Source organism: Rothia sp. P6271 (assembly GCF_048512995.1).
In the GTDB taxonomy this organism is placed as follows: Bacteria; Actinomycetota; Actinomycetes; order Actinomycetales; family Micrococcaceae; genus Rothia.
This window is the reverse complement of record NZ_JBLXXV010000006.1, coordinates 104,794-116,568: the sequence shown is the minus strand read 5'-3', so window position 1 is coordinate 116,568 and position 11,775 is coordinate 104,794. Positions and strand designations below refer to the sequence as shown.

6 protein-coding genes, 1 tRNA gene, 1 other RNA gene and 1 pseudogene are annotated in these 11,775 nt (G+C 48.0%); 5 read left to right on the top strand and 4 right to left on the bottom strand.

The window, feature by feature from the left end; genetic code table 11:
- Both ACN08X_RS06090 and ACN08X_RS06085 read right to left on the bottom strand, forming a co-directional pair.
- Positions 1 to 603: pseudogene (locus ACN08X_RS06090) on the bottom strand (hypothetical protein); the annotation flags it as partial.
- A 763-nt stretch (positions 604 to 1,366) separates the two neighbouring features.
- Positions 1,367 to 1,454, bottom strand: a tRNA-Ser gene (locus ACN08X_RS06085).
- A 174-nt stretch (positions 1,455 to 1,628) separates the two neighbouring features.
- Here ACN08X_RS06085 and ffs point away from each other — a divergent pair.
- From ffs to recR, 3 genes are all read left to right on the top strand, one after another.
- An RNA gene (gene ffs / locus ACN08X_RS06080) (signal recognition particle sRNA small type) lies at positions 1,629 to 1,725 on the top strand.
- 121 nt (positions 1,726 to 1,846) lie between these two features.
- Positions 1,847 to 4,315, top strand: coding sequence for a DNA polymerase III subunit gamma and tau (locus ACN08X_RS06075; protein WP_419108219.1), 2,469 nt, complete (start codon positions 1,847 to 1,849; stop codon positions 4,313 to 4,315).
- 49 nt (positions 4,316 to 4,364) lie between these two features.
- Positions 4,365 to 5,336: a recombination mediator RecR gene (recR, locus tag ACN08X_RS06070; protein ID WP_419108218.1), complete on the top strand. Its 972-nt coding sequence runs from the start codon at positions 4,365 to 4,367 to the stop codon at positions 5,334 to 5,336.
- A 26-nt stretch (positions 5,337 to 5,362) separates the two neighbouring features.
- Here the strand turns inward: recR and ACN08X_RS06065 are convergent, their stop codons facing one another.
- Positions 5,363 to 5,869, bottom strand: a complete 507-nt coding sequence (locus tag ACN08X_RS06065) for a DUF2087 domain-containing protein (protein WP_419108217.1) — start codon at positions 5,867 to 5,869, stop codon at positions 5,363 to 5,365.
- A 412-nt stretch (positions 5,870 to 6,281) separates the two neighbouring features.
- Between ACN08X_RS06065 and ACN08X_RS06060 the strand changes: the two genes are divergently transcribed.
- Positions 6,282 to 7,577 carry an aspartate kinase gene (locus ACN08X_RS06060; RefSeq protein ID WP_419106237.1) on the top strand — a complete coding sequence of 432 codons (1,296 nt, stop codon included), beginning with the start codon at positions 6,282 to 6,284 and terminating at the stop codon, positions 7,575 to 7,577.
- Between the two features lie 45 nt (positions 7,578 to 7,622).
- A complete protein-coding gene (locus ACN08X_RS06055) occupies positions 7,623 to 8,609 on the top strand; it encodes a 3-methyladenine DNA glycosylase (RefSeq protein ID WP_419108216.1) in 987 nt (328 codons plus the stop codon).
- 156 nt (positions 8,610 to 8,765) lie between these two features.
- Here the strand turns inward: ACN08X_RS06055 and ACN08X_RS06050 are convergent, their stop codons facing one another.
- A complete protein-coding gene (locus ACN08X_RS06050; RefSeq protein ID WP_419108215.1) occupies positions 8,766 to 11,660 on the bottom strand; it encodes an exo-alpha-sialidase in 2,895 nt (964 codons plus the stop codon).
- Positions 11,661 to 11,775 lie beyond the last annotated feature (115 nt).

Genomic DNA, 11,775 nt, shown 5'->3' with positions numbered 1-11,775 from the left:
AAATACCTGAGTTCTCAAAAGACCGTTCTTGTCTTCCAAAGGTCCACCGTTAATACGCATACGGATTTGGTAAAGGTATGTACGCCATTCACTGGGGTCATTCTGATCACTATAGAATTCGTAGCGTGGGAACCAGTAAGTTCCGCCACCGCGGTTTTGACCAGCTTCAGAGATGTTGCTTCCGCCGTTCCAGTAAGTGGTGTAGGGGTAGACCATCTGAGGTGCACCATTGTGAGTCGCTAGGCGAGGTTCACGGGTGTTGTCACGAGATAGAGTTGACCAGAATGCACTGGAGTCTCCCTCGGGGTGGAACGTAAAGGAGTCATAAGGTAGCCAGTAGGTGATGCTCAAGTCAGTTACAGTATCTTCTGGAAGAACGTTCTGGTATTGAACGCCGAAGGGACCGCGACGGCTTGGGCTGATTCGAGTATGGTAGTCATCCTCGGTGTTGTGGCTAACGAAAGAGCTACCGTTCCAGCGAAGGTTTGGGTTGGTGTGTGGTTCATCAAATGATGCTGCATAAGCGGGGACAGCAGCAGTAGCCACAACTACTGGAGCAGCCCACGCTGCGGACTTAACTAAATTACGGCGAGTGACACTCATAATTACCTTTTTCTTATATATATTGTGTGGTTTCCATCGTGAGGATTCATCAAAAATGAAGCTCAGGTAAAATCATAGACAACTCCAAGCAACCGTTCAAGAATATAAACGACATAAGAATTCAGTGCAATGACAAAAACTTCATACTTTTTCAGTTATCTAGAGGAAACTCTCGCCAATTCTTAGCTTTGAGAAAAACGACACTTTTTATTTTCGGGAGTTTTGGTTTCCGTGAACTTATCATCGATAAGAAAATATATAAAGTTTATTTTCAATACTTTATTGCTATTTTAAGTGTTTCTTTGAGTAAAGTTTCACAACAAAATACATCCTATTTACTAGTTGAAATATACAAAAATAGGATGTCGAAACATCAAAAAATCTCTTGAATAGGAAAATTTAAAAGCCGACATAGAGATGGACAGAAGTCGGCTAAACGGCCCACAGGCAGCATTTCGCCTATCCGACACTTTTGCCAAAAAATCAGACAAATGGTTGGAAATTCTCAGATAACTTTGACGTCAGCAGTTTGAACAATTCTGGAAACTACCAAAAAATGTTACGCAAAGCACTCGCTTTCGTCCGCAAAATGAGACACAAAAAGACATGCTACCCAAGAATTAGAGCTTTACTTAGAACTATCGGCCACCTGAGATTAAGCCTCTATGAGCAACTCAATAGATTAGAGAGCAAACACTCCTCGGCAACTAAATATTAAAGCAATGGACTCATTACCGTTTATGGTAATGAGTCCATTGCTTTATGGCGGAGGATGGGGGATTTGAACCCCCGAGGGCGTTAACCCAACACGCGTTCCAGGCGTGCGCCATAGGCCGCTAGGCGAATCCTCCAAACGCTATGTAGCTTTCTCAAGCTTCACGTAAGCGAACAGATAAAAGCCTACCGCACTTTTTAAACGTTCGCAATTCCTAGCCCCTAACTTTTTCGTTAGCTACACCACTGACTGTTTTTCGCTTCACCACCTTGTCAGCTTTCTTTCAATGACTTTATGAGGTAAGCTTTATATCAGCCTCTTACGTGGCGTTATCTTGGAGAACTCCCCCAGGGTCGGAAGACAGCAAGGGTATCTGGGCTCTGACGGGTGCGTAAGGGGTCCTTTTTTATGCCCAAGCTTTACAAAGCATCTTCTGCTCTGCGTGGATAAATTACCCTTAACACTGACCTATTCATTAGACTAGGGTGCAAGATTCTTTTTTATTGCACGAACGTATAGGGTTGAGCTGTGAGCACTGCACTTTATCGCCGTTACCGCCCAGAATCCTTTAACGAGGTTATCGGTCAGGAACACGTCACCGAACCACTCATTACAGCACTAACCAATAACCGTGTCAATCATGCCTACCTGTTCTCGGGCCCACGCGGTTGCGGCAAAACAACGTCTGCTCGTATCCTCGCGCGCTGCCTCAACTGTGCAGAAGGCCCAACACCCACGCCTTGTGGAGTCTGCGATTCGTGTAAAGAGCTTTCTCGCCACGGCGGAGGATCCCTAGACGTCATTGAAATGGACGCCGCCTCACATGGTGGCGTCGACCATGCTCGAGATTTACGCGAACGAGCAACTTTCGCACCGGTTCGTGACCGCTATAAAATCTTCATCATTGACGAAGCGCACATGGTCACTCGCGAAGGGTTTAACGCTCTTCTTAAAATCGTTGAAGAACCACCAGAGCACATTAAATTTATTTTTGCGACGACCGAACCGAACAAAGTTCTCGGAACAATTCGTTCTCGCACCCATCACTACCCTTTCAGGCTTGTTCCCCCAAGCACTCTTTCTTCCTACCTATTGCAACTGTGCCAAGAAGAAAACGTGCAAGTTGAAGACGGCGTTATCCCACTGGTAGTTCGTGCCGGTGGTGGGTCTGTTCGCGATAGTCTATCTATCCTTGATCAGTTAATGGCTGGTTCTCAGCAACAGCATATTTCCTATGATGTCGCTACATCTTTATTAGGCTTTACCCATAGCGGACTTTTAGACGACGTTATTTTCGCTTTTGCTCAGGCAAATGCGTCCGAAGTATTCCGTTCAGTAGACCGTGTTATTCAAACGGGACAAGACCCTCGTCGTTTTGTTGAAGATTTGCTAGAGCGTTTACGTGATTTGATTATCATTCAGGCGGTTCACGGGTCTGTTGAAAGCATACTTCAGAATATGAGCGCAGATCAGGTTGAACGTCTACGCCAGCAGGCCTCGGCTTTTGGCGCCGCAGAGCTTTCACGGGCCGCCGATGTTACTAGCCATGCGCTCAACGAGATGAGCGGTGCGACATCACCTCAGCTTCATTTGGAGTTGTTATGTGCTCGTATTCTTTTGCCGGCTTCTGAGAAGTCTATTGGCGCTGTCGGCGCACGTTTAGATCGCCTTGAGCGTCGTGTGCGTTCTCTTGTTGAAGAGAACGAGGACGATGCTAGTCGTTCTACAGCTCGCGCAGAGCATTCATTATCTGCGAGTGAGCAGTGCGCTCAATCGATGAGTCGTCCGCCGTTATCTGCTCCACCGTTGGCTTCGGCTCAGCCCGCTCAGCCCGCTCAGCCCGCTCAGCCCGCTCAGCCCGCTCAGCCCGCTCAGCCCGCTCAGCCCGCTCAGCCCGCTCAGCCCGCTCAGCCCGCTGCCGAGGATACCTCATCTTCCCACACAGCAAACACCCCCTACGCGCCACTCACAGGAGCAGCACTTCTCAACGCCATCACCACACGATGGAAAGAAGTTCTCGAAGCCATACCCGAAAGCCAAGCGCAAGAAAGATTTAGCCACTGCAACCCCTGCGATTTCACCAACAACGCACTCTATATCGAAGCTGATATCCAAACATTACGAGGCGTTAAAGAGTTTCTCCCCCTCCTCAAAAATGCCCTCTTTAAAGTCTTCGGTGCCCGTTGCGAAATTCATGCAAAAGTCCTCAAAACTGCACCACAAAACGCGCCGTCACCCCAGCCCTCCCACACCGTTACAACGGAACAGCCACAAGAACCTACCACTGAACAACAAGCACAAGCACAGCAACAGTGGAACGAACACCTACAACCTCATACAGGAAAAGCCCCAGAATTTAGCCCCGAAAATTGGAATACGCCCGTTACCGATTGGGAAGTAGCTCCTGTACCGTCGCACCCCGACGAAGAACAAACAACAGAATCTTCAACACCAGAACACCCGAAAACAACAGTTCTTAGCCCCGTACCAGACCCAGATGAAGAACCAGAACTAGCAGAGATAACGCACAACGACAGTGCCGAGAACGAGCACGAACTAACTGATGAGGCAGACGAATACGATGCAGAAGAACCTGCAGAAGAACACCCACACTTACGTGTGATTGATGGACAAGCACCATCTCTGCACAATTCCTCACGAGAAAATCATCCCACCTCACAGCACTGGAAACGCCCAGATATCTCGGTTGCACCAGAACAACCAGAAGAAGCTGAGGACGAAACTCAAAACGTAGAAAACGACGGCGAAAAACACGAAGATACAGCACCAAGCTTCCGCGAAAAATACGCTAAAGAAGTAGCCGAAGGAAACCGCTCCGTACACGAAAAAGCTGAAGAGAATTCGGATAAGAATCTCGTAGAAGAAGATTTTGTCCCCTCGGATGAAGATGAACCGTTAGAGAAAATCATGCTCATTGGGCAACGAGCCATTGAAAAAATTCTTGGTGGAGTTGTCATCGACAACATCAAACACTAAACACGTACTTTTCTATTCGTGTTCTACCCATATATAAGGAGCTATCTCTATGTACGATGCTGCGGTGCAGAACCTCATCGATGAGCTTGGCAGATTGCCAGGTGTGGGGCCAAAGTCTGCCCAGCGTATCGCCTTTCATATTCTGAATGCTGATTCTTCAGAAATGCAAAAACTCACTAACGCAATCAACACCGTCAAAAATACCGTTAGTTTCTGCCAAATATGCGGAAATATCTCCGAAACAGACCAATGCGCTATCTGTCGCGATGAACGTCGTACCCCAACGACGCTATGCGTTGTTGAAGAGTCAAAAGACGTGATTTCTATTGAACGTACTCGTTCTTTTCATGGACGTTACCATGTCTTAGGTGGGGCCATTAACCCTTTAGCGGGGCTTACGCCTGAGCAGCTTCGTATTCGTGAGCTCATTGCACGTCTTGCTGACGAACGTATCGAAGAAATTATTCTGGCGATGGATCCCAACCTTGAGGGTGAAGCTACAGCAACGTATCTTTCTCGGTTACTTGTTCCTTTAGGTGTGCGAGTCTCTCGCTTAGCTTCTGGATTGCCTGTTGGCGGAGACCTTGAATACGCAGATGAGATTACTCTTGGACGTGCGTTAGAAGGTCGCCGTATTATCGCTGAAGGTAACCGCCACCAGACAGAAAACCATGCGGAAGCATTTACTCAAGCTGTTGCTGAAGACCAAGAACGACAAGTTCAGAACGCACCGACGCCGCAACCTCGTCCAAGATGGAGTGGTTCAATGTTCGAAGATTTATCTGAAGAACATGAAGATTCGCCGCAGCAGAGCACTCTCAATGAACCACTTTTAGAAAAGCTCAGCCCCGAAACAACGGAATCTGAGGGTAGCTCTCGCCCAGAAGAACAAGATGATTCTTCATCTCAGCGGCAGAGCTATCAAGAACGCTTAGAGGAGTTAAAGAAGACTCCGTTACGTACCCCGACCCCTCAGATTCCGCCTATCCCGGGGCGAACCTATGTAAACCCTTGGCAGTGAGTTGCACTGCGTATTGCCTGAGGAGTTTATATCGTGTCGAAGAAATCTACCTGTTTTTCTTGCCCATTTAAATACTCTGGTAGCCAGTAGAATTCCCACGCTGGAGCTTCATCGTGTAGAACAGTTCCCCACCGTTCTGGACTAAAGGATGTTAGCCAATATTCAGCGCGAGTGTTGCGTTCTAAATACCCATAGTCGACGAGTTCTCTGCGCAAGTACGCAAAATCTGGCCATAACTCATGAAGGATGTAGTTTACTTCTTGTTCGGTGTAGGTGCGTCCAGCCTGAAAATAGTTGACTAGGTACAGCAGAATATGTGCTCGTGTTCGACGTTTTGATGGCATAACGGTCATCGCGCCGTCTTTAAAGAATCGAGAAACGATAGTTTGGTGTTCTTGATAGGCTTCTCTACGTGCGTTCTGCTGGCGTTCTTCATACTCTTTGAGTAATTCCATGCGAGCGGTGGTGTAGTTTACCCCTGTTTGTTGCATGCGAGCGCGGACTTGAGATTTGAAGTTGCGTTGAGCTGTCATGGATAACCCTTACGTGTGTATCCCTAGCCTACTTATTAGTGTTATCTGATGATGTGAACTCGATGTGTACCACGTTGTGCACCGTCTTTTACTGAGGAAGTAGAGGTGCTGAGGTGTTGTGGTGTATCCCAGGAGGAGTCTTTCCCCTTTACGGTGCATTGTTTAAGCTAGGGTTCAACGATGCCGTTAGGCGTTAGGGTTCGCCTAAAGTGAGGATACATCATGGGGTACGAAAAACACAATTAATATAGTGTTTCAGGTTACACAACATGGGTTAATATGAAGTAATCTGTGTAGCAATGTCTACGTTTGAGACGCGTTTACCACTTGAACACTGAACTACTCTAGTATGGATGCAGAATCGTCAGCCCTCTGACGGTTATTTCAGAAGAAAATCTAGTGGAGTAAGTTTATGAGCCTGATTGTTCAAAAATTTGGTGGTTCATCGGTCGCAGATGCAGACGGTATCAAACGCGTAGCCAAACGTATTGTGGATACCCGAAAAGCAGGGAATGATGTGGTAGTGGTCGTCTCCGCGATGGGAGATACCACCGACGAACTATTAGATCTTGCCGCAGAGATTACTTCCGATTCTTCTCCTTCACGAGAACTAGATATGCTTCTGACCGCTGGGGAACGTATCTCTATGGCAGCGTTATCTATGGCTATTAATAGTCTAGGCGTCAAGGCGAAATCTTTTACCGGTTCTCAAGCTGGGATGATTACGGATGGGGTACACGGCGCTGCTCGTCTTGTAGAGGTTACTCCGCAACGTATTCATGCCGCATTAGCAGAGGGCGATATTGCTATCGTTGCCGGTTTTCAGGGAATGAACCGTCAGACCGGTGATATTACAACGTTAGGGCGTGGCGGGTCAGACACTACCGCAGTCGCATTAGCTGCTGCTTTAAATGCTGATGTCTGTGAGATTTATTCTGATGTGGATGGTGTTTTCTCAGCTGATCCGCGTGTTGTTCCGACCGCCCATAAGTTGGAGACCATTACTAGCGAAGAGATGCTTGAGATGGCAGCGAACGGTTCAAAAATTTTGCATCTGCGCTGTGTAGAGTATGCGCGCCGTTTTAACTTGAAATTACATGTTCGTTCATCCTTTTCTGAGTTGGAGGGGACACTTGTTATTCCCGAGAATTCTAAAGAACTAACCCCTAATCGTCTAAAGGAGATTCCCTTGGAACAGCCTCTTATCTCTGGTGTTGCACATGACCGCAGCCAAGCAAAAGTTACTCTTATTGGGGTTGTTGACACTCCGGGTTCTGCTGCGAAAGTCTTTGGTTTGCTCAACGAAGTTAACGTGAATCTGGACATGATTGTTCAGAACGTTTCTACAGACCGCCCTGACGTTACCGACATTACTTTTACTCTTCCTCAAGATCAGGGAGCAAAAGCTGTGAAACGTCTAGAGCAAGCACAAGAAGAGGTCGGTTTTACGGAGCTACGCTACACCGAAGAGATTGGTAAGCTCTCTCTCGTGGGTGCTGGTATGAAAGCACATTCGGGTGTTTCTTTCACCTTTTTTGAAGCCTTAAGTCAAGCCGGAATCAACGTTCAGATGATTTCAACCTCAGAGATTCGTATTTCTGTTATCACCGATTTAGATAAGCTCGACGAAGCGGTACGCGCCGTGCATACGGCTTTTAATCTTGACGCTGAAGGCGAAGCGACTGTTTACGGTGGTACAGGTCGCTAAAGACTCACACAGATTCTGTGATGCCTCAACGGTAAAATACTTCCTATGAGTTTTTCCGTTGAGGCATTTTCATGGGTCGTTTATGAGCCTGAGCAGTGGCAGAAGTACGCGCGTGAACATCACGAACGTGCCGCTGTTTTTGCGGACCCATATTTAGCAAGACGCCATCGCGGAGAAAAACATCCGGTTGAGGATTTCCTTTTCACTTACTACACCCTCAAGCCTGCACAGTTTAAGCGTTGGCATCCCGGTGCTGGTGTTATTTTGCTTGATGCACCTGAGTATGCTCAGCAGAAATTTTATATGCGTCTAAGCGCTGAAGATATTGCTCGATTACCGTTTAGTGCAGCACATAAAGAACGTATTTTTTCTAGCGATTGTGCTGTTACGGTTGATGTTGCACAGTTTTTGCAACGACGTTCTGAAGCCGTGAGTTATACCTATGAAATCCTTTCGAATACTTCCCAGAAAAATGGTTTTTTCGGGTGTTTTGGGATGCACGAATGGGCGATGGCGTATCGTTCCGTAGAGAATAATATTCGCCATGATTATTTACCTTTACGGTTAGGTGCTGAAGGCACTAATGAGGTGGTAGATTCTCATCGTATCCGTTGCTCACATTTTGATGCATTCCGGTTCTTCATGCCACAGGCTGCCCCAAAGAATGAGCTACAACCAACCCGTCAGCAACAGCGTGTTCTTGAACAGCCAGCATGTTTACACGCGAACATGGACGTTTATAAGTGGGCGTATAAGCTTCTTCCTTTGGTTGATTCTCAACTTCTTCTGGATTGTTTTGAGCTGGCGTGGGAAGTACGTGAGCTTGATATGCGGGCAGCACCTTATGATCTCCACGATTGGGGTTATACCCCTGTTGAGGTGGAGACTCCTTCCGGTAAAGCAGAATATGTGCGTTATCAACGTGGTTTTGCAGCCCGTGCTCAGCAATTACGTACCCGTCTTTTAGAGTGTGTCTCTTCGGTGTATTCTCCTGAACTGTCGCCGTCGCCTGCTCACGCCCAGAGTGTTTAGCCTCCTAAAGCTCCTCATCTTTTAAGACTCAGATAGGAAGATTTTAAAGAGCGTCGAGGTGGGTTTAGAGCAGTGTTGGCACACTGTTCTAAACCCACCTCGTATTAGGCTCAGGGGTGAAGTGATACGCCCAAGCTATGCCAAGGCTAGCGGTTATTAATCTTGGTGTTTATCGTTCATATAACGGTAGATAAACGCTGCCATAGCATCGCGCTGTGTTGGCTGGTAGGGGCGGTAAGTACCGTCATCCCAGCCTCTAGTGATGCCTTGTTCAGCGAACCACGCAATCTCACGGGCAAAAATTACCGAAGAATCAACGTCTTTGAACATCGATGGCACTGGCGCCGTATATTCAGGAGAGCCAGCAAAACGGTAGAAGAACACTGCAATAGCGTCACGCTGTGCCGGCGCATGGGGACGGAATGTTCCGTCTTCCCATCCGGTAGTGATGCCTTGTTCTGCTAACCATGAGATTTCTTTATAGAAAACATGGTCGGTCGGTACGTCTTTGAACGGCGAGACCGCTGGTGCCGTATATTCTGGTGAACCTGCCATACGGTAGAAGAATGCAGCTACCGCGGCACGGTCGAGTTGCGTTAACGGCCGATAGGTTTTATCAGGCCAACCGCGAGAGATACCTGTTTCTCCCATCCAGTTGATTTCGGTATAGAACAGGTCTCCAGGGCGCACATCGTGAAAGTATGGTGTGCTCATTTCTGGTTCGTTGCTCGGTTCTGGGGTGGCAGGTTCTTCAGTTGTTGTTTTATGAACCGTGACTTTCTCTCCCCTAAATTCAACCTGAGCGGTTTTTTGTGTTTCTGTGGAGGTGACTTCAAAAGTGGCTTCTGGTTGGAAGTAGCCTCGTTCTAGGTCTTCCTCGGTGATGCGGTGAGATGCAGTATGGCACTGGTAGGTTGCGTCAGCTTTCAGGTTGAGCCACCGGCAGTTTGGTGCATTGGGTGGGAGGAATCCGTTCTCAAAGTTTCCGGCAATGGGGACGGAGTGAACAGTGCCTTCTGAGGTGTTATGCATGGTGAAGTGGTAGTTGATAACATCGCCGACTTCATAGCTGTCTTTGGTATCACCAGCAACACTTCCAGAGATGTCTAGAGCTGGTTCTAGATTGATTGCACGAACGTAGACGGGTTCGCCACGGTACGTGCTTTCACCTGTTTTAGAGCGATCTGCGGTTGAGACGGCATTGAACGTAATTTCGGGGATAAAGTATCCGCGATCAAGGTCTTCTTGAGTGACCGTGTGCCCCGCTGTTTTACAAACATAGGTTGCGTCAGCACCGAGGTTACGCCACCGGCAGTTTGGTGCATTGGGTGGGAGGAATCCTCTATCGAGGTTTCCTCCGGTGGGTACAGCGTCAACGGTTTCTCCGCTAGTGTTCGTAACACGAAAGGTATAAGGTACGACGTCTCCTACGTGATATGGGTTTGTTGAGACGTCACGTTCAGTCGTTTGCCCTTCGCTCAAGGTCACGTGGAAAGGTGCTTCACTGGTGCGGTTTACTTGTGCAGAGAAGGTATAACGTGATTGTTTTCCTTGCGCCTCAGTAAAGACGACATCGAGTGAACCGCTGCGTGCTTGAGCGGTTGCAGTGAGCGGAATATTGACGACGGTACTAGCCCCAGCGTCAAGGGTAGGAACGTTTACGTCTGTTGCTGTGAATCCGCGGTTGTCATGGACGGTAACACTACCGCTTACGGGGTGTTCTTCTTGGTTGGTGATTGTCACAGGAATAGTGGTGACGCTATTTTCGTCGACGGTGATGTCTTCTGTATTCAACGGTGCGCAGACGACGTTGAGCCAGTCTTCATCGAAAACACCAAAACGCATGTCGTTTTTATAGCTTGCTTCGTAGAGCACGCCAAATCCACCGCTTGATAGTGCAGTTCCAGTGGAGTATGCTCCGAAGCCGTCTTTAAATTGTCGGATACCTGGCCATGTTTGCCCGTCATCGCAGGAGACTCGTGCGGTGAGGTTTTCGCGGGAGTTTCCGTTGTTGTTATTGGAGTTGGTGAAGATGAGTTTTTGTGCCTCTTTGCTGCCTTGTGGCGCTTCAGGGAACATCCTAAAGATTGAGGCGTTATTTTTGGGGTCGGGGAGGTGTTTATCGAGGGTGACCTCGGAGTAGCTGTGCCCGCCGTCTTCAGAGATGGCTACTTTTCGGTATCCGGAGAAGACGAAATCACGGGAGTTGAGCATGACTCTACCGTCAGAGAGTTCGACGACTTTGTTTTCGTCCATTTCGATACCGACGTATTCGCCACGTTTCCATGTCTTTCCGTGGTCGTCAGAATAGACGGAGTACGCTTGGGTTTTTTCTCCGCCAGCTGCTTGTTTGACGGTTCCTGTGAATTGTTGGATGAGTCTGCCTTTGTAGGCTCCGTAGCGTAGTTGGATACCTTCACCGCTAGCGGCGAAGATAGCTCGGGCGTCTCCTGGTTGGGGATTATTTTTATCTGCACCTTGTTTGACGATGGGTGTAATGTCTCGAGGTTCACTCCAGGTGAGTCCTCCGTCAGTAGATTCAGTGACAACTGCACCCATGACGTCTGGATCGCTTGTATCGTTTCCGTAGACGCTACCCCAGAATCCTTGGTTATGTGATTTAACGAAGAACGCAAAAACTTTTCCTGCTTCATGGTCGACAACAAAGGACGGATCTGAGTAACCGTATTTTTGGGTTCCATCATTGCCAAGATGTCCTCTGGCAATATAGCTGGTATCGCTCCATGTTTTTCCACCATCTATTGAACGGCGCATCACAATAGAGTTGGGGTTTGGTGCGTCTGCTGCGTTGTAGGGACGCCCGTCCCATGCAGCAAGAATGATATTGTTTCCGAGGTCAGCTAGTGCTGGAATGCGGTAGGTTGCTGAGTCTCCGATGAGTTTTTCACCGAGGTTTTGTTCTTGGTAGGTGCCCGGTCCAGAGGTTGCTGATAGGACAGGCTGTGGTGTCGCGTAAGCAGGAATGGTTCCGGTGCTTGCGGTTGCTGCAATGAGTGAGAGTGCGAAGATGCTCTTAGTGTGTTTTTTCATCGTTGAAAAGCTCCATCTACATAGATGTTTAAAATATGTGCTACAGCGCACATCTAAGATAAACACCACCCTAACACCAAAAGCTCAATATCTGGAGCTCACGTGCAAAAAGTTT

What these genes read in the sequence shown, in the direction of transcription:
- recR (WP_419108218.1), top strand. Translation starts at nt 4,365, where the DNA reads ATGTACGATGCTGCGGTGCAGAACCTCATCGATGAGCTTGGCAGATTG.
- ACN08X_RS06065 (WP_419108217.1), bottom strand. Translation starts at nt 5,869, where the DNA reads ATGACAGCTCAACGCAACTTCAAATCTCAAGTCCGCGCTCGCATGCAA.
- ACN08X_RS06060 (WP_419106237.1), top strand. Translation starts at nt 6,282, where the DNA reads ATGAGCCTGATTGTTCAAAAATTTGGTGGTTCATCGGTCGCAGATGCA.
- ACN08X_RS06055 (WP_419108216.1), top strand. Translation starts at nt 7,623, where the DNA reads ATGAGTTTTTCCGTTGAGGCATTTTCATGGGTCGTTTATGAGCCTGAG.
- ACN08X_RS06050 (WP_419108215.1), bottom strand. Translation starts at nt 11,660, where the DNA reads ATGAAAAAACACACTAAGAGCATCTTCGCACTCTCACTCATTGCAGCA.